Annotated in this window: 18 protein-coding genes; 7 read left to right on the top strand and 11 right to left on the bottom strand. The window is 66.4% G+C overall.

All coding sequences use genetic code 11. The annotated features are described in order from the left end of the window. Nucleotides 1–303 precede the first annotated feature (303 nt). Nucleotides 304–963 (top strand): DUF5134 domain-containing protein, encoded by a 660-nt coding sequence (locus ACFRAU_RS12285; RefSeq protein WP_378000132.1) that lies wholly within the window; start codon nucleotides 304–306, stop codon nucleotides 961–963. Nucleotides 964–1,040: 77 nt separating this feature from the next. Here ACFRAU_RS12285 and ACFRAU_RS12280 read toward each other — a convergent pair whose 3' ends face one another. After that, nucleotides 1,041–2,348: a LuxR C-terminal-related transcriptional regulator gene (locus tag ACFRAU_RS12280; protein WP_378000131.1), complete on the bottom strand. Its 1,308-nt coding sequence runs from the start codon at nucleotides 2,346–2,348 to the stop codon at nucleotides 1,041–1,043. Between the two features lie 181 nt (nucleotides 2,349–2,529). Between ACFRAU_RS12280 and tkt the strand changes: the two genes are divergently transcribed. The 6 genes from tkt (at nucleotide 2,530) to ACFRAU_RS12250 (ending at nucleotide 8,748) form a co-directional block, all read left to right on the top strand. Next, nucleotides 2,530–4,653, top strand: coding sequence for a transketolase (tkt, locus tag ACFRAU_RS12275; protein ID WP_378000135.1), 2,124 nt, complete (start codon nucleotides 2,530–2,532; stop codon nucleotides 4,651–4,653). A 22-nt stretch (nucleotides 4,654–4,675) separates the two neighbouring features. Next, nucleotides 4,676–5,797, top strand: coding sequence for a transaldolase (gene tal / locus ACFRAU_RS12270; protein WP_378000130.1), 1,122 nt, complete (start codon nucleotides 4,676–4,678; stop codon nucleotides 5,795–5,797). 106 nt (nucleotides 5,798–5,903) lie between these two features. Then, nucleotides 5,904–6,623, top strand: a complete 720-nt coding sequence (rpe, locus tag ACFRAU_RS12265; RefSeq protein ID WP_377995843.1) for a ribulose-phosphate 3-epimerase — start codon at nucleotides 5,904–5,906, stop codon at nucleotides 6,621–6,623. A gap of 10 nt (nucleotides 6,624–6,633) precedes the next feature. Further along, nucleotides 6,634–7,107, top strand: coding sequence for a ribose-5-phosphate isomerase (locus tag ACFRAU_RS12260; RefSeq protein ID WP_377995842.1), 474 nt, complete (start codon nucleotides 6,634–6,636; stop codon nucleotides 7,105–7,107). A 1-nt stretch (nucleotide 7,108) separates the two neighbouring features. Beyond that, nucleotides 7,109–8,128 carry a class II fructose-bisphosphate aldolase gene (gene fbaA / locus ACFRAU_RS12255; RefSeq protein ID WP_377995841.1) on the top strand — a complete coding sequence of 340 codons (1,020 nt, stop codon included), beginning with the start codon at nucleotides 7,109–7,111 and terminating at the stop codon, nucleotides 8,126–8,128. Nucleotides 8,129–8,160: 32 nt separating this feature from the next. Further along, on the top strand, nucleotides 8,161–8,748 hold the full coding sequence (locus ACFRAU_RS12250) for a ribose-5-phosphate isomerase (RefSeq protein WP_378000129.1): 588 nt from the start codon (nucleotides 8,161–8,163) through the stop codon (nucleotides 8,746–8,748). Here the strand turns inward: ACFRAU_RS12250 and ACFRAU_RS12245 are convergent. The 10 genes from ACFRAU_RS12245 to ACFRAU_RS12200 all read right to left on the bottom strand — a co-directional run bounded on the left by ACFRAU_RS12245 (nucleotide 8,745) and on the right by ACFRAU_RS12200 (nucleotide 18,020). Then, the gene (locus ACFRAU_RS12245) at nucleotides 8,745–8,978 is read right to left on the bottom strand and encodes a hypothetical protein (RefSeq protein WP_378000128.1); all 234 of its coding nucleotides are present in this window, start codon (nucleotides 8,976–8,978) and stop codon (nucleotides 8,745–8,747) included. The two genes, ACFRAU_RS12250 and ACFRAU_RS12245, sit on opposite strands and share 4 nt — an antisense overlap. 50 nt (nucleotides 8,979–9,028) lie before the next feature. Continuing rightward, the gene (locus ACFRAU_RS12240; protein WP_378000127.1) at nucleotides 9,029–9,790 is read right to left on the bottom strand and encodes an SDR family NAD(P)-dependent oxidoreductase; all 762 of its coding nucleotides are present in this window, start codon (nucleotides 9,788–9,790) and stop codon (nucleotides 9,029–9,031) included. After that, nucleotides 9,787–10,560, bottom strand: a complete 774-nt coding sequence (locus ACFRAU_RS12235) for an SDR family NAD(P)-dependent oxidoreductase (protein ID WP_378000126.1) — start codon at nucleotides 10,558–10,560, stop codon at nucleotides 9,787–9,789. Before ACFRAU_RS12235 ends, ACFRAU_RS12240 begins: the two co-directional genes overlap by 4 nt. Then, complete coding sequence (locus tag ACFRAU_RS12230; RefSeq protein WP_378000125.1) at nucleotides 10,560–12,053, bottom strand: gamma-aminobutyraldehyde dehydrogenase; 1,494 nt, start codon at nucleotides 12,051–12,053, stop codon at nucleotides 10,560–10,562. The genes ACFRAU_RS12235 and ACFRAU_RS12230 overlap by 1 nt, the downstream gene beginning before the upstream one ends. Nucleotides 12,054–12,156: 103 nt before the next feature. Continuing rightward, a complete protein-coding gene (locus ACFRAU_RS12225) occupies nucleotides 12,157–13,233 on the bottom strand; it encodes a proline racemase family protein (protein WP_378000124.1) in 1,077 nt (358 codons plus the stop codon). Beyond that, entirely contained in the window at nucleotides 13,230–14,144 is a 915-nt protein-coding gene (locus tag ACFRAU_RS12220; protein ID WP_377995834.1) for a dihydrodipicolinate synthase family protein, read from the bottom strand. Before ACFRAU_RS12220 ends, ACFRAU_RS12225 begins: the two co-directional genes overlap by 4 nt. A 39-nt stretch (nucleotides 14,145–14,183) precedes the next feature. Beyond that, complete coding sequence (locus ACFRAU_RS12215) at nucleotides 14,184–15,434, bottom strand: NAD(P)/FAD-dependent oxidoreductase (protein ID WP_378000123.1); 1,251 nt, start codon at nucleotides 15,432–15,434, stop codon at nucleotides 14,184–14,186. A gap of 39 nt (nucleotides 15,435–15,473) precedes the next feature. Next, nucleotides 15,474–16,340 (bottom strand): amino acid ABC transporter ATP-binding protein, encoded by an 867-nt coding sequence (locus ACFRAU_RS12210; protein ID WP_378000122.1) that lies wholly within the window; start codon nucleotides 16,338–16,340, stop codon nucleotides 15,474–15,476. Beyond that, on the bottom strand, nucleotides 16,337–17,119 hold the full coding sequence (locus ACFRAU_RS12205) for an amino acid ABC transporter permease (protein WP_377995831.1): 783 nt from the start codon (nucleotides 17,117–17,119) through the stop codon (nucleotides 16,337–16,339). The genes ACFRAU_RS12210 and ACFRAU_RS12205 overlap by 4 nt, the downstream gene beginning before the upstream one ends. A gap of 55 nt (nucleotides 17,120–17,174) precedes the next feature. Then, on the bottom strand, nucleotides 17,175–18,020 hold the full coding sequence (locus ACFRAU_RS12200) for a substrate-binding periplasmic protein (protein WP_378000121.1): 846 nt from the start codon (nucleotides 18,018–18,020) through the stop codon (nucleotides 17,175–17,177). Between the last annotated feature and the right edge of the window lie 72 nt (nucleotides 18,021–18,092).

Below are 18,092 nucleotides of genomic sequence, written 5' to 3'. Positions count from 1 at the left end.
CATGCCCCGCCAGAACATCGGCTTCATGCTCGAACCCCACGGCTTCTTCAACCAAAACCCCACCCTCAACCTCCCCACCGAAACCCGCGGCACCACCAACGGCGGACACTGCTCCACCGGAAACGCACACTAAACCCGGCAGCCCTCCCAACAACCAGCACTGAACAAGCGGTCCCCGATGCTACCCGCAGGGCGGCGCCGGGGACCGCGCCCGTTTCCACCCCAAAAACTTCGGTCCCCGGTGCTGTCGGCACCCGCACCGGGGACCGAACCCAAAACCCACCCGCACCCAGCAGCGAAAGCGTGATCCGCGTGTTCAACATCCCCGCACTAACCTGGACCCTCACCGCCATCCTGCTGGCCGGCGGAACCTACCACCTCTGGCAGGCCGCACGCTCACCCCACCTCACCGACCGGGTCAACAACACCCTCCACACCCTCATGAACACCCTCATGGCCGCCATGCTCTGGAACCTCGCACCCTCAACCACCCTCGCCCAAATCGGCCTCCTCGCCGCCGCCGCCCTCTGGTTCATCATCCAGGCCGTCGCCCGCCCCGAATACAAACTCCTCTGCGCCGGCACCCAGGGACGACTCAAATGCGCCTACCACGCCCTCACCATGACCGCCGCAGCCCTCATGATCACCCTCATGACCCACCCCACCACCACCACCCCAACCACCCCCGCCAACCAAACACCAACACCCATGCCCATGCCCATGGCCCACGCCCACCACACCATGACAACCACACCCACCACCACCACAGCAGCACCCCTGGGCCACACCCCCGCCCTCCTCCTCACCCTCCTCTTCACAACCGCCGCCCTGACCTTCCTCATCCTCCTCCTCCGCACACCAACCACCCACCCAAAAACACGCCAACACCACACCCGCACCGAACACGCCCTCGAAGCCCTCAGCGCCACCACCATGGCCCTCATGTTCGCCACCACCACATAACCCCGCACAGAGCAGAACAACAACGGCGGCACCCTTTTGGGTGCCGCCGTTTCGGGTTCTGTCCGGTTCCTATCCCGTTACCGGAGTCCGTGGTTGTGTGCCAGGGCGATGGCCTCGGTGCGTGAGCCGACGTCGAGCTTCTTGAACAGGTTCCGCACATGGAACTTGACCGTATTCTCGCTGATGCCCATCGCCGAGGCGATGGTGCGGTTGCGGTTCCCGGCGGCGAGATGCTGGAGCACTTCAAGTTCCCGGGCGGCAAGGTTCCATCCGGCGACATCCCCGGCGGGGCGGGTCGGCAGGTCCAGGGGGAGCGAGACGAAGACGTCCGCACCCCAGCCCGGCATGACGTCCATCCGCAGGTGTCCGGTGAGCGCCTGGACCCGGCGGTCCAGGCGGCTGATGCTCGGCGAGTCCGCGGCGAGAGCACCGCGGCCGTCGTCGCGCACGTTGATCAGCAGGTTCTCACCGTCGCAGTCCCACTGCGTCCGGATCCTGCTGACCTCGGGCTGTTCCATCATGGCCAGCACAAGCCCGCGGACCACCGCGCGCGCGGCGTGGGCAACCTCGCCGGGCAGGGCCCGACCATTCAGCGGCGGCTCGATGAACTCGGCCTCAATGCCGCTGTAGCCGGTGAGCGGCCGCAAATCCTCGCGCAGGCGTTCAAAGGCCTTGGCGACCGGCTCTTCAACCAGGTCCGTCGTGCGGTCGCTGAGGGTGCGGAGCCGGACCAGAGCCTTGGCGGTGAGGTCTGTGACGGTGGTGCGGGCCACTGCATTGTCCATTGAGGATGAGCGCAGGGCCGCCAGGAGGGTCTCCAGGGTGGTGGAGTGCAGGTCGGTGAGTTCCGCCGTCACGCGGATGCGTTCGGCTGAGGCGGCCCGGGATTCCAGCAGATACGACGGCGGCGCATCGGCCACCTTCTCCTGGATCCGCCGGGCGGCAAGGGTCCACAGATACCTCACCAGGTCCAGCCCGCCGTTGTCCCCGGCCTCGGACGGCTGAGGATCCGTGAGGACGAGGAGGGCCTGGCTGGAGGCGTGTTTCAGCGCGAGTGCGGGCCGGGCCCGGCCGGCAAGTTCGGCTTCCCCGAACCAGGGGGTCTCATCCGAAAGGGTGGCGCGGAGCGTGTCCAGCTCGGCGATGGAAACCCGGGAAATGATGTCCTCCGCACCCGCCTTCTTCTGCGGCCGCCCCGTGCAGTCCTCGGTGAAGATGACCAGTGCGCTGCTTCCCAGGTAGGGGAGCGTGGCATCACGCAGCCGCTCCGCTATCTGGGTGAGGGGTGCATCGGCCACGGCTGCCACGGAATGCAGCAGCGGCCACGGCAGGTCTGAAACGGGCTTATTGGACGCCTTCGTTGGCTGGTCTGTGACTGCGCTCATCCGCACAGTTTACCGGCTACCCAGTCCTAAAGTGTAGTAAAAACCGTCAGAAAACAGTGTTACTCCTACCCATTAGTTTCGGAAGCATAGGTGTTAACCGGAAAGCATCCGTTCGGCCGCTGCAGGCCGACGACCGAATCAAAGGGGATTAATCGTGAATCCGACAGTAACCGCGACGTCCATCGCAGACAGCACCACAACACTCGACTGGCAGGCCGAGGACCAGCGGGCAGTGGACACACTCCGCGTTCTGGCCGCCGACGCCGTCGAGAAGGTCGGCAACGGCCACCCCGGCACGGCGATGAGCCTCGCTCCGGCAGCGTACCTTCTGTTCCAGAAGCTGATGCGCCACGACCCGCGTGACCCGGACTGGATCGGCCGTGACCGGTTCATCCTGTCGCCGGGGCACTCCTCGCTGACGCTGTACAGCCAGCTGTTCCTTTCCGGCTACGGCCTGGAACTGAAGGACCTCCAGGAGCTGCGCACGTGGGGTGCACTGACCCCCGGCCACCCGGAATACAAGCACACCGCCGGCGTTGAGATCACCACCGGCCCACTGGGCCAGGGACTTGCCTCCTCGGTGGGCTTCGCGTACTCCCAGCGCCGCCAGCGCGGCCTGTTCGACGCCGACGCTCCCGCCGGCGAGAGCCCGTTCGACCACACCATCTGGGTCATCGCTTCCGACGGCGACATCCAGGAAGGCGTGACCTCCGAGGCTTCGTCCCTCGCCGGCCACCAGGAACTGGGCAACCTCGTGGTCATCTACGACGAGAACCACATCTCCATCGAGGATGACACCGACATCGCCTTCACCGAGGACGTCCTGAAGCGCTACGAAGCCTACGGCTGGCACACCCAGCGCGTGGACTGGACCGAGTCGGGCGAATACGTCGAAGACGTCCAGGAACTGTACTCCGCGCTCCTGGCAGCGAAGGCCGAGACCTCGAAGCCGTCCATCATCTCGCTGCGCACCATCATCGGCTACCCGGCCCCCAAGAAGCAGAACACCGGCAAAATCCACGGTTCAGCCCTCGGCGCAGACGAAGTCGCAGCCCTGAAGGAAGTCCTCGGCTTCGACCCCGAGAAGTCCTTCGAGGTGGACGAGGACGTGCTGGCCCACGCCCGGCGTGTGGTGGACCGCGGCGCGGCTGCCCGGAAGGAATGGGAAGAGTCCTTCTCCGCCTGGCAGTCCGCCAACCCGGAGGGTGCTGCCCTGCTGGAGCGCGTCGAGGCCCGCCAGCTCCCCGCCGGGCTCGACGCCGCACTGCCGGTCTTCGAAGCCGGCAAGGACGTTTCCACCCGTGCCGCCTCGGGCAAGGTCCTGAATGCCATCGGTCCGGTCATGCCGGAGCTCTGGGGCGGCTCGGCCGACCTCGCGGAGTCCAACAACACCACGATTGAGGGATCGCCGTCGTTCATCCCGGCCTCGCGCTCCACTGAAGCGTGGAAGGGCAACCCGTACGGCCGGGTCCTGCACTTCGGCATCCGTGAGCACGCTGCCGCGTCGATCGTGAACGGCATCAGCCTGCACGGCAAGACCCGCGCGTTCTCCGGCACGTTCCTGATCTTCAGCGACTACCAGAAGCCGGCCATCCGCCTCGGTGCACTCATGGGCGTCCCGTCCATCTACGTGTGGTCGCACGACTCCATCGGCCTCGGCGAAGACGGCCCCACCCACCAGCCGGTGGAACAGCTCTCCACCCTGCGTGCGATTCCGGGCCTGGACGTGGTCCGCCCGGCCGACGCCAACGAGGTTGGCATCGCCTGGAAGACCATCCTGGAGAACAACGAGAACCCGGCCGGCATCGTCCTGACCCGTCAGAACGTCCCCACCTTCGCCCGCGGCGAGGGTACTGCCGAGGGCAACACCTTCGCTTCCCCGGCCGGTGTGGCCAACGGCGGCTATGTGCTGGCCGAGGCATCCAAGGACGGCAAGACCGTGAGCGCACAGGTCATCCTGATCGCCACCGGTTCGGAAGTCCAGCTGGCTGTCCAGGCCCGCGAAGCACTCCAGGCCGAAGGCATCGCCGCCCGCGTGGTGTCCATGCCGTGCGTTGAGTGGTTCAACAAGCAGGACGCCGCCTACCGCGAGGCCGTCCTGCCCGCCGCCGTCAAGGCCCGCGTTTCGGTCGAAGCCGGCCTGTCCCTGGGCTGGAAGGAATTCGTCGGCGACGCCGGCCGGTCCATCAGCCTTGAACACTACGGCGCCTCCGCAGACTACAAGCGCCTGTTCCAGGAATTCGGCATCACGGCAGAAGCAGTCGCGGCCGCGGCCAAAGACTCCCTCGCCGCCGCAGCCAACTAACTTTCGAAGGAAGAAACAAGCCATGTCCAACGCAACACCCACCGCCCAGCTTTCCGAAGCAGGTTTGTCCATCTGGCTGGACGACCTCTCCCGGGAGCGGCTCGCCAGCGGCAGCCTGCAGAAGCTCATCGACCAGAAGAACGTCGTCGGCGTGACCACCAACCCGTCCATCTTCCAGGCCGCCATCACCTCCGGCACGGACTATGACGCCAAGATCGCCGAACTTGCCGCGCAGGGCGCCGGCGTCGAGGAGACGATCTTCGAAATCACGACGACGGACGTCGCCGACGCCTGCGACCTCTTCGCCCCGATCGCCGCCGCCACCAACGGCGTAGACGGCCGCGTCTCCATCGAGGTGGACCCACGCCTCGCCTGGGACACCGAGGGCACGATCGCCGAAGCGAAGAACCTGTTCAAGAAGGTCGACAAGGACAACGTCCTGATCAAGATCCCGGCCACACTTGAAGGGCTGGGGGCCATTACCGCGGTCCTTGCGGAGGGCATCAGCGTCAACGTGACCCTGATCTTCTCGCTGGAACGCTACCGGGCCGTCATCAACGCCTTCCAGGCCGGCCTGGAGCAGGCCCGGGAGAACGGCCACGACCTCTCCAGGATCCACTCCGTCGCATCGTTCTTCGTCTCCCGCGTGGACAGCGAGATCGACAAGCGCCTGGACACGATCGGCACCCCCTCAGCCAAGGCCCTCAAGGGCAAGGCCGGCGTCGCCAACGCCCGCCTGGCTTACCAGGTCTACGAGAAGCTCTTCTCCACCGAGCGCTGGGCAGCCCTGGCCGAAGCCGGCGCCCGCCCGCAGCGGCCCCTCTGGGCCTCGACCGGCGTGAAGGATCCGGCGTACCCGGACACCCTCTACGTCACCGAACTCGTCGCCGCCGGCATCGTCAACACCATGCCGGAGAAGACCCTGGACGCCACGTTCGACCACGGCGTGGTCACAGGCGACACCATCACCGGCACCTATGGGGAAGCCAACCGCGTCCTCAACGCCCTCGAGCACCTCGGCGTCTCATACAACAACGTCGTCGACCTGCTGGAATCCGAAGGCCTGGACAAGTTCGTGTCCAGCTGGAAGGAACTGCTGGCCGACGTCGAAGGCGCCCTCGCCACCGCACGGAAGGCCTCCTAGCCGCTAGGCCAGCCACCATCCGCTTCGAGGGCGTGGGGACCCAGTGGGGTCCCCACGCCCTCGTCACCCTGATCACCGAAGGCTTGATCACCGAAAGGCAGACATCATGTCCGTTTCACCCCTGAATTGCTGTATCAACCCCAGCATCCTCTCGGCCGACTTCGTCAACCTCGAAGCCGAGCTGGCACGCATTAGCAACGCCGACGCCGTGCACGTGGATGTCATGGACAACCACTTCGTGCCGAACCTGACCATCGGCCTGCCCGTTGTGGAACGGATACAAAAGGTCAGCCCCGTGCCGCTTGACGCCCACCTCATGATTTCCAATGCCGACCGCTGGGCGCCCCAGTTCGCTGACGCCGGCCTGAGTTCGGTGACATTCCACGTCGAGGCGTCCGACGCCCCCATCAAACTGGCCCGCGAACTTCGCGCACGCGGGTCCAAAGCAGGCATGGCACTGCGCCCGGCCACGCCCCTGGAACCATACCTGGACATGCTCACCGAACTGGACATGCTGTTGCTCATGACGGTCGAACCGGGCTTTGGCGGCCAGGCATTCCTGGACGTCGTGCTGCCCAAGATCCGCCGCGCCCGCGCCGCGGTCGAGGGCGCCGGGGTGAACGTAGCCATCCAGGTTGACGGCGGCATCACGGAGGAAACCATCATCCGCGCCGCCGAGGCCGGCGCCAACGTCTTCGTGGCCGGATCGGCCGTGTACGGCAAGCCATCCCCTGAGGACGCCATCGAGTCGCTGCGGGCAAAGGGGCAACTCGCCTTCGGCACAGCAGCGTCGAGCCCCAACAACGTCGTATTCCAGCAAGCCTAAAGGACCACACATGCGCGTTCATATCGCAACCGACCACGCCGGCATGGAGCTCAGCTCCCACCTCATCACGGCGCTGTCAGCCAGCGGCTACGAGATGGTGGACCATGGGCCTGCCGCCTACGACGCCGAGGATGACTACCCGGCATTCTGCATCAACGCCGCGACCGCCGTCGTGGCCGACCAGGCCGCGGGCGTGGACGCTCTGGGGATCGTGCTGGGTGGCTCAGGCAACGGGGAGCAGATCTCCGCGAACAAGGTCAAGGGTGTGCGGGCAGCGCTGGCCTGGAACCTGGACACGGCCGTCCTGGCCCGCCAGCACAACAACGCCAACGTTGTCGCAGTTGGCGGACGCCAGCACACGGTTGAGGAGGCCACCGAACTGATTAAGGCATTCCTGGCCGAGCCATTCACCAACGCCGAACGCCACGAACGCCGCATCGGCAAGATCGCCACCTTTGAGTCCACCGGCGAGGTAGTCGAGTAGCATGCCTATTGCAACCCCCGATACTTATGCCGAGATGATCGATTCCGCCAAGGCGGGCGGCTTCGCGTTTCCGGCGGTCAACGTCACCTCCTCCCAGACCTTGAACGCGGCTCTGCGCGGCTTCGCGGAGGCCGAGTCTGACGGCATCGTGCAGGTTTCCACCGGCGGTGCGGCGTACTGGTCCGGCGCGTCCACGAAGGACATGGTTGCCGGTTCGCTGGGCTTCGCCGCGTTCGCCCGCGAGGTGGCCAAGAACTACGGCGTCAACATCGCCCTGCACACCGACCACTGCCCGAAGGACAAGCTGGACGGTTTCGTGCTGCCGCTGCTGGCCGCCTCGGAGGCCGAGGTCAAGGCCGGCCGGAACCCGCTGTTCAACTCGCACATGTGGGACGGCTCGGCCGAGACGCTGGGCGAGAACCTGCGGATCGCCCGTGAACTGCTGGCACGCACCGCCGCGGCGAAGATGATCCTCGAGGTCGAGATCGGCACGGTCGGCGGCGAGGAAGACGGCGTCGAGCACGAGATCAACGAGAAGCTCTACACCACCGTCGATGACGCCCTGGCCACGATCGACGCCCTGGGCGCCGGCGAGAACGGCCGCTACATCACGGCCCTGACGTTCGGGAACGTGCACGGGGTGTACAAGCCGGGCGGGGTGAAGCTGCGCCCTGAGATCCTGAAGGACATCCAGGCCCAGGTGGGCGCGAAGATCGGCAAGGAGAACCCGTTCGACCTGGTGTTCCATGGCGGTTCGGGCTCCTCGGACCAGGAAATCGCGGACGCGGTGTCCTACGGCACCATCAAGATGAACATCGACACGGACACCCAGTACGCGTACACCCGTCCGGTGGTGGACCACATGTTCCGCAACTACGACGGCGTCCTGAAGGTCGACGGCGAAGTGGGCAACAAGAAGACGTACGACCCCCGCGTCTGGGGCGCCTCCGCCGAAGCCGGCCTCGCCGCCCGGATCGTCGAGGCAACCCAGCAGCTCGGCTCCGCAGGAAAGACCCTGTAACTGTCGGACCAGAACACCTTGAAAGCGATCACATGAGCACTGCACCATCATCAATCAACGGGCGCGAAGCCGGGCCTGCCTATCGGGTCCACATAGGCACCGATCACGCAGGCCTCGATTTGAGCCGGACACTGCAACAGGAACTCACCAGCCTGGGGTATGACGTGGTGGACCACGGGCCCAGCGAGTACGACGCGCAGGATGACTACCCGGCATTCTGCATCAGCGCGGCCGAGGGCGTCGCCCGCGACCTCCACAACAACCGGCCAAGCCTTGGAATCGTCATCGGCGGCTCGGGCAACGGCGAACAGATCGCCGCCAACAAGGTCAGGGGGATTCGCGCCGCGTTGGTCTGGAACGAGTCAACTGCACGCCTGGCCCGGCAGCACAACGACGCGAACGTCATCGCCCTCGGCGCCCGCGAACACACGCCGGAGGAATGCCTCAAACTCGCTGTCTTCTTCCTCCAGGAGCCCTTCACGCAGGACTCACGGCACAAGCGGCGCATCGCGCAGATCGCCGACTACGAAACCTGCCTCACACCCCTGGCATGCGAGGCCAGCCGAAGGGACGCACTGGCACGGATGGACCGCAACGCCGGAGCCCAGAACGCGATTTAGCTGACTGATACCCGGTAGTGGAACCCCAGCCGATCCTCAATGGCCCAGGCTTCGTAGGACGCCGCCTTCTCGAAAAGGCGGCGTCCTTCTATCGTTGAGCGGATCCAGAGGATCCCGCCGTCGTCCGTGACGTCGTCGACCATCCCGCTGCAGACGGGAACGCCATGCGCGCGAATCTCCACGCTGGCGCCGCCCAGGAGGCCCCAGTCGTCAATGCGCCGAAGGTCCATGTCAGTACTCCGTCTGTGGGGAAGGTTAGGGACAAGAACGACGACGGCGGTCACCGCACGTAGTCGGCTCCCGTGATGTCGATGGTCGCTCCGGTGGTGTGCCGGGAGCGGCCCGACGCCAGGAAGGTGATCACCTCGGCGACGTCCTCCGGCGGGGTGACCTCGCCCAGTGGCAGGCCGCTGAGCATGGGATCGTCGGGGGAGATATGCGCGGAGATATCGGTCGCCACCCAGCCCGGCGCCACGGCGTAGGCGAGGATGTTGTCCTGGCCGTAGCCGCGGGCGATGCCCTTGGTGAGGGCGAGGAGCCCGCCCTTCGCCGCACCGTAGGCGAGGTGTTCGGCGTCGTCGCCGCGGTGCGATGAGCGGCTGGCGACGTTCACGATGATGCCCCCGCCCCGTTTCCGGAACCCGAGGATGGCTTCGCGGCAGAGGTCGGCGGGGGCCAGCAGGTTCAGCTCATAATTCGCCTGCCAGCCTTGCTGCCAGGTGCCGCCGTCCTCGATCTCGGATGCCAGCCACGCACCGGCGTTGTTGACCAGGACGTCGACGCCGCCGCGCCACTCAACTGCCTCGGCCCAGACCCTGCGCCGCGCGTCGGGGTCCCTCAGGTCGCCCTGCACCAGCTTCACGCGCGCGCCGAGCCGGTCAGCTGTTGCCTGGGCAGAGTCCTTGTCGTTGCCGTAGTGCAGCACGACGTGGGCGCCCTCCCGGTGCATCGCCTCGACGGTGGCGCGGCCGATGCCACGGGACCCGCCGGTGACGAGGACGGTCCTCCCGGCCAGCATCCCTGCGCCGGTAAACCCGCTCATGCCACGGCCTGCGCGCCGGTGATCTCGATAACCGATCCGCAGATGTACGGCGCCTCGTCCGAGGCGAGGAAGGCCACGAGCGCGGCGACTTCCTCGGGCTTGCCGATGCGGCCGAAGGGCACGAGTGCGTCCAGGTCGGCCACCGTGCGGCCGTTGCGGGCCAGGCCCGCCTCAAGCATCGGCGTGTGCACCTCGCCGGGGGCGACGGCGTTGACCCGGATGTTGTTCGGGGCGTAGTCGCGGGCCAGGTTCTTGGTGAAGGCCACGACGGCGGCCTTGGACACGTTGTAGGCGATGTGTGCCGGTGCGGGGTAGAGACCCCACTGCGATGCGGTGTTCACGATGGCGCCGCCGCCGGCTTCGATCATGTGGGGGAGGACAGCCCGGCACAGGTGGAAGAGCGAGTCGACGTTCACGGCGAAGGAGAGGTCCCAGTCGTTCTCCGTGAGGGAAAGAAGGTCCCCGCGCCGGTTGACGCCGGCGTTGTTGACCAGGACGTCGAGCCGGCCGCGGGCTTCGATGATCTTCTGTACGGCAGCTTTCGAGGCCTCGGGGTCGAGGAGGTCAAAGACCAGCGGCTCCGCGGAAAGACCCTCGGCAACGAGGGTGTCGGACACGTCCTTGGCCGCTGCCTCATTCACGTCGCAGATGAACACATGGGCGCCTTCGGCGGCCAGGCGGCGGCCGATGGCCGAGCCGATGCCTCCGCCTGCCCCGGTGACCAGCGCGGTCTTGCCGTCAAAGCGTCCGGTGAGTGCCGCCGTCGTCATTAGTTCTGTCCTTCCAAAGTGAAGATGGTCCGGTGCCAGTCTTTGGCTTTTTCACCCGTGAGGTCGAACATGACGTGCTTGACCACGGTGTATTCATCCAAAGAGTACGTCGACATGTCTTTGCCGAAGCCGGACTGCTTCAAGCCGCCGTGGGGCATTTCGCTGATGATCGGGATGTGGTCGTTGACCCAGACTGCTCCCGCGCGGATTTCGCGGGTGGCGCGCAGGGCACGGTAGACGTCCCTGGTCCAGGCGGAGGCGGCGAGGCCGTAGGGGGTGTCGTTGGCCAGCGCGATGGCTTCCTCGTAGGTGTCGAACGGGGTGACGGCAAGGACGGGGCCGAAGACCTCGTCGCGGAAGATTTCGCTGTCCGGGGTGGCGTCGGCCACGAGGGTGGGCCGGTAGTAGGAACCGTCGGCCAGCTCGCCGTCGTGCTCCCTGTCGGGGATTCCGCCGCCGATGACGCGGGCGTAGCCGCGGGCCCGTTCGACCATTCCCGCCACGGTTTCCTGGTGCTTGCGGGAGACGAGCGGGCCGAGGTCGGTGGCGGGATCTGACGTGGCGCCGAGTTTCACCTTGGCGTAGAGGTCCGCGACACCTGCGATGAATTCCTCGTAGACGGAGCGGTGCACGATGGCGCGGGTTGCGGCGGTGCAGTCCTGGCCGGTGTTGATCAGGGACGCGGCGACGGCGCCGTGGATGGCGGCTTCGAGGTCGGCGTCATCGAAGACGACGAAGGGTGCCTTGCCGCCGAGTTCGAGGTGCAGGCGCTTGGCGGTGGTGGCGGCGGCTTCCAGGACGGTGCGGCCCACGACGGTGGAGCCGGTGAAGGAGAGCATGTCCACGTCGGGGTGGCGGAGGAGTTCGGCTCCGACGGTGGAGCCGCGGCCGGTGATGACGTTGATGACGCCGTCCGGTACGCCGGCTTCGGTGGCGACCTGGGCGAACAGCAGGGTGGTGAGCGGGGTGATTTCGGCGGGTTTGAGGACGATGGTGTTGCCGGCGGCGATGGCGGGCAGGATCTTCCACGCGGCCATCTGCAGGGGGTAGTTCCAGGGTGAGATGGAGCCGATGACGCCGATCGCTTCGCGGCGGATGGAGGAGGTGTGGCCGGGGGAGTATTCGCCGGTGGCTTTGCCTTCGAGGTTGCGGGCGGCTCCGGCGAAGAAGGCGATGTTGTCAATGGTGCCGGGGACGTCGAATTCGCGGGTGAGGCGGATCGGTTTGCCGGCCTGGCGGGATTCGAGCTGGGCGAATTCCTCGGCGCGCTCTTCCATGAGCGCGGCGAATTTGGTGAGGACGGCCGAGCGTTCGGCCGGTGTGGCCCGGGACCAGGCCGGGAACGCGTCTTTGGCGGCCTGGACGGCGAGATTGACGTCGTCGCTGCCGGCGAGGGTGATGGTGTCTACGGTGGTTCCGTTGGACGGGTCGATGACGTCCACGGTTTGTCCGGTGGTGCCGTCGACGAGCTTGCCGTTAATGAACTGGCTCACAACTCCTGCTTTCAGTTGTTTGGAAGATTTTGGTGCGCGAGGTGGCACTTGACGGCAACGTTGCGGGCGGACACTGCCATGAAATGCCATCTCGCGGGGGAGATTACGAACCCGGTGCCCAGATGTCGCCCACGGTGTAGCCGGCGGGGAAGGGGTCGGTGGGGTCCAGGACCCATTGCCCGCCGCCGGTGACCCAGCCCCGGCCCGTGACGGTGGGGAGGACCGCGTCCCGGCCGCCCACCGTCGTCGTGCCGGCGAGGCGGCCGATGAATTCGCTGCCGATGATGCTGTGGTGGGAGAAGTCTTCCCCGATCCCGAGCTGGCCGCGGGCGTGCAGCGCGGCCATCCGGGCGGACGTGCCGGTGCCGCAGGGGGAGCGGTCCAGCGCGCCGGTCCAGGTGGCGGGGTGGGACGGGACGAGCTTGCCGTTGGAGAGGACCACGGTGTTGCGGTCCTGCCGGCCGGGCACGCGGTCGCCGGTGTGCAGCATGACCAGGTTGACGCCGGCGATGAGCGGGTTCTCCGGGTGGCTGACCTGGATCTGCTCCAGCGCGGCCATCTTGATCAGCGCGCCGGCGCGGGCGAGTTCCTTGCCGTTGTCCGGGTGCAGTTCCAGCCCGACGTCGGCTGCCCGCGCCTGGGCGAAGAACTGGCCGCCGAACACGACGTCGACGGGAACCGTTCCGAGTTCGGGCACCCGGAGCGGGAAGTCCAGTTCGACGACGAACGCCGGGACGTTCACGACCGTGACCGAGAGGACCTTGCCTTCATGCACCTTCGCGACCGCCTGCACGGTCCCGACCGCGGTGTCGATGGTGACCACTGTTTCCGGTCCGCGGACGGGGACGATGCCGGCCTCCAGCACCGCGGTGACGGCGCAGATGGTGTTGGACCCGGACATCGGGGTGAACCCGCCCTGTTCCAGGACGACGATGCCGAAATCGGAGCCTTCGTTCACGGCGGGCAGGATGATCACTGCGCAGAGGCCCGGGTAGCCGCGCGGCTCATGGAGCATGAGCCGGCGCAGCCAGTCCAGGTTTTCCTTGCAGTACTGCAGCCGCTCCACCATCGTCTCGCCCCGGACGAGGCCGGCGGCGTTGGTCAGGATCCGCCCGGGCTCGCCTTCCGCGTGGACCTCGATGGCGTCGAGGGCGAGCCTGCCGGTGGAGCGGGTGCTCATGCTGCTACTGCCGGGAGGACGCCGGCGTTCTGCAGGATGCCGGCGAAGCGTTCGCGCTCTTCGGCGGGCAGGGGAAGGATGGGCAGGCGGGCAGGTCCGACGGGCTGGCCGATGAGTTCCAGGCCTGCCTTGATGCCGGCGACGTAGTTGACGGACTCGAGGAAGTCGCTGATGGCCCAGAGGTGCTTCCACAGTTCGCGGGCGCGGTCCAGGTCCTTCTGCTCGGCGAGGGCTTCCCAGAATTCGACGGCGAGTTCGGGCACCACGCCGGCGGTGCCCCAGACGGAGGCTTCGGCGCCGGAGGCGATGCCGAAGAACGTCAGGGTGTCCCAGCCGTTGAACGCTTTGATGCTGTCGGTGCGGGCGGCGAGGAGCTCGGCCAGGGCGATGGCGTCGTCGGAGGTGTTCTTGATGTAGTCCACGCCGTCGATGTCGCCCAGTTCGGCGAGTTCGGCGGCGGTGAGGCGAACTCCGGTGACGCCGGGGATGTTGTAGTACATCACCGGGATGGAGATGGAACCGGCCACCGCGGAGAGGAACGCCTTGAGGGTGGTGAGGTCCAGCGGGTCGTAGAACGGCGGGACGAGCATGATCGCGTCGGCCCCGACGGTTTCTGCGTGCTGGGCCAGGTCGATGGCGGCCTGCGTGGAGAGTGCGCCGATGCCTGCGACGACGGGGATGCGTCCGTCGGCGCCCTTGACATAGAGCTCGATCACGCGGCGGTACTCGTCAGCGGAGAGCGTGGTGAATTCACCGGTCGAGCCCGTGGGAACGAGTCCGTGGATGCCGGCCGAGACCAGGCGTTCCACCTGGTGCGCCAGCGCTGCTTCGTCGATGGCGGCCCCGTCCTCGGTGAACGGGGTGGTGACTGCTGCGAGGATGCCGCGGAGGTCCTTCTTGGTGCGTGACATGTTGTTCCTTTCGGGAAATTTTTTAGGTTTGTGGAGGCTTTAGGCCGCGTGGGTGCGGGGGAGGAAGCGTGCTGAGGTGAAGGGCAGCATGGCGGGGTTCTTCTTGCCCTGCAGGATGAGGTTGGTCAGGGCTGCGGCGCTGCCCGGGGCGAGGGTGACGCCGAGCATGCCGTGGCCGGTGGAAACAAACGTGTTGTTCAGGTGGCCGAGGGCACCGATGACGGGCATGCCGTCCGGGGTCATGGGGCGGATGCCGGCCCGCGGGGTCACCGGTTCCGTGGGCGGTTCCCAGCCCCTGAAGTAGGTGCGCGGTGCCCGCAGGATCGCATCGATGCGGACCTGGTTGATCTTCTCGTCCAGGCCGCCGAACTCCATGGTTCCGGCCAGCCGCAGCCGGGCGTTGAACGGGGTCACGGCCACCTTCGCATCGGAGAGGTTCACCGCGCCCTTGAGGCCGTAGGCGGGGACTTCGAGGCTGTAGCCCTTGCCCGGGCGTACCGGGATGGGTGCCTTGAACAGTTTGGAGAGCGGCCCGGTCCAGGCGCCGGCGGCGAGAACGAACCGGTCGGCGTCGAACTTTTGCTCCCCGCTGTGCACAGCGGTCACCGCGTTTCCGCGGAACGTGACCCGGTCGATGGGGGAGTTCTCGACGATCTGCACGCCCATCTCCACCAACCGCTTGTGCAGGGCGGTGACCATGGCCCCGGGGTCCACGTGCCGTTCCTGCGGGAAGTAGATGCCGCCGTAGACGGCGTCGGTGAGCAGCGGTTCGTGGTTGCGGACGTCGTCGCCCACCAGAACCTGCGGGTCCAGGTCGAAGGACTTGGGCAGGTCCAGGTTGTCCAGGTGGTGTTCGAGGTTTTCCTTCTGCGTGAAGGCCATCAGCAGGCCCCCGCTGTGCATTTCGAAGTCCATGCTGTCGGCGCGGTACTCGTCGAAGGTCTCGATGGTGTGCTGCGCCAGGCGCAGGTGCCCCTCGAAGCCGGCGCGCTGGTCCTGGAAGTTGGACCGCCGCCACATGTTGAACATGAACTTCAAAAAGTCCGGCTGTACGGATGGCTTGATGTAGAGCGGGCTGTCCGGCCGCAGCATCCACTTCAGGGACTGAAGAACGACGCCGGGACCCGGCACGGGTGCCGCCTCCGCCGGGACGATCCACCCGGCATTGACCTCGGACGCGCCCAGGCCCGTGGCCCGGGCATCGATGACGGTGACGGTCTCGCCCTCCCGTGCGAGGTGGTAAGCCTGCGTCAGGCCGATAACGCCGCCGCCGATTACAACGGTATGCACTGTGATTCCTTTCTTGGTCCGCTTTTTAACCCAGCCAGGCTAGAAACGGACGGCGTCCACGAACTTCTTGAGGTCTTCGTTGTCACACTTGTCGAATGCGGCTTCCGGGGTGGCGTTGACGGCGATTTCACCGTTGTGGAAGAACACCACGCGGTCGGCGGCCTTGGAGGCAAACGCCATGTCATGGGTCACGAGCGCCACCGCAATGCCGTCCTCCTCCTTCAACCGGCGCAGCACATCCAGGACTTCGGCCGCGACGGGCGGGTCAAGGGCAGAGGTGATCTCGTCGCACAGCAGGAGTTTGGGCTTCATCATCAGGGCCCGGGCGATGGCGACGCGCTGCCGTTCACCGCCGGAAAGCTGGGTGGGCTTGCTGAGGATGTGGTGTGCCATGCCCACCTCGGCCAGCGCCGCTTCGGCCCGGTCCCGGGATTCCTTTGCTCCGGTCCCGCGGACCTTGCGCGGTGCCAGGACCAGGTTGTCCAGCACATTCATGTGCGGCCACAGCGTGTAGGTCTGGAAGACCATGCCGACTTCCGAGCGGACGCTGTCCCACTCCTTGGTGCGTTGCTGTTCGGTGAACACGGTCTTGCCGTCGACGACGATGTGGCCCTCGTCGGGGTCGGTGAGGCCGGCGAGGGCGCGTAGCAGGGTGGACTTGCCGGAGCCGGACTTGCCGATGATGACGGTAATGTCGCCCTTGTTCATCTCGAAGTCGACATTTTTGAGGATCTGCCGGGGGCCGAAGCTCTTCTGGAGGCCGCGGGCCTCCACCAGGACCTGCCCGCAGCCGGCGCGGCCTGCGGTCTGCTCCAGAGTTGTCACCGGGGTGCCCTTCTGTTCGCTTCCATCATTGTCCTTCTCCTGGCGGCTGGAAAGCTGCGTGCCGGGTGCGGAGTGGCTCATGCCGGCACCGCCGTCCGGTCGTCTGTAGTCCGCGGTTCTGCGGCCCGGGAGCCGGGCGTCCGGGAGCCCGGCATCATGCGTGAGACGAGTTTCCGGGGCGGCGGGGCGCCCATGCCGGAGCTGTTCTGCATCCGGCGTTCCAGTGCGCTGGTTGCCAGGGATACCGGGAAGGCGATCGCGAAGTAGACGAAGGCCGCCAGCGTGAAGACTTCCAGGGACCGGTACGTCTGCGAGGAGATGGTGTTGGAGATGAACATCAGGTCCGCGACGGCGATGGTGGAGACGAGCGCCGTGTCCTTGAACAGTGAGATGTTCAGCGAGAGGATCACCGGCAGCTGCTGGCGCAGGGCCTGGGGAACGATGATGTAGCGCAGCTGCTGGAAGCGGCTCAGCTGCAGCATCCGCCCGGCCTCGACCTGTTCCACGGGCACCGACTGGAATCCACTGCGGTAGGCCTCGGCCATGAAGGCCGTGAGATTGGCCGTCAGTGCGATGACTGCCGAGACCTCGCCGGGAAGGGTGACGCCGGTCAGCGCCGGCATGGCGTAGAAGATCCAGAACAGCTGGACCAGCAGCGGCGTGCAGCGGAAGATCTCGATGTAGGCTTGGGCGGCCCAGCGGATGACCTCGATCTTGGACATGCGTCCCACGGCCACGGGGACGGCGAGGACCATGCTGATGACGACGGTGATGAGTGTGATCTGGAGGGTGATTCCGAGGCCCTGCATCATTGCAGGCACTGCCCGGGCAACCACGTCCCAGTCGAAGTTGTAGTTCATGATGTCTTGGCTCCTTGCCGGGTGACTTCTTGCCAGATCATTTCTTGGCAGGTCACTACTTCTTCAGGTCGCCGAGGTTGTCCACCTCGAAGTAGTTGACCTTGGTGTAGGCCTGGGCGAGCTTGCCGCTTTTCTGTGCACGCTCGATGGCGATGTTGACGATCTGCATCGAGCGGGCGTCGACGCCGGCTGGCACACCGTACGCGGCGGTGCCCGAGTAGATCTCCGGATCCGGGACGACGATCTTCAGCGTCTTGTCTGCCTGGGCCTGCGATTCAGCGGTGGGAAGGTCCGTGAATTCGGCGACCGCGCGGCCGGCCTGGATGGCGGAGATGGCGTTCGAGTAGGAATCCATGGGCATGATCTTGGACGTCAGGCCCTTCAACGTGGCTTCCGGAGCTGCGCCCTGGGCGGTAGCGATCTGGCCGCCGCTCTGGATGATCTGGTCAGAGGTGGTGTGTGGCGAGGTGGCCTTCACCACGAACACGCCGGGGTACTCGTAGACGGGGTTCGTGAAGGAGATCGCCAGTGACCGCTCCACGGTGTAATCGAGGTTTGCTGCGAAGTCGTAGCGGTTGGCCTGCAGGCCGGCCACGATGTTCTTCCATTCCGCGGCAACAGGCACCAGCTTCACGCCGAGCTGCTTGGCCAGTTCCTCCAGCGGAATGAGGTTGGGTCCGCCCAGTGTGCCGTCGGCCTGCTGGACGGTCATGGGCGGAGCGATGGCAACGCCGACGCGGAGTTCGCCGCGCTTCTTGATTTCCTCGATGAACGTGCCCTGCGCGGAGCCGGTGGAAGCGGCGGCGCTGTTGCCGCGGAAGCCGCTGCCGAAGAAGCCTGCGGCTGCGGACAGTACGGCGATGGCGAGGACAGCAAGGACGATCTTGCTTGTTTTGGTCATTGTCTAAACCCTCTTTACGGGAATGGGGTTACCGGGCTGGCGGCGGCATCAAGGGGCCGTCCGCAGCTCGAA

The sequence above is a fragment of the Arthrobacter sp. NPDC056691 genome (assembly GCF_042791415.1).
Taxonomy (GTDB): domain Bacteria; phylum Actinomycetota; class Actinomycetes; order Actinomycetales; family Micrococcaceae; genus Arthrobacter.
This window is presented reverse-complemented; position numbering and strand designations above follow the sequence as displayed.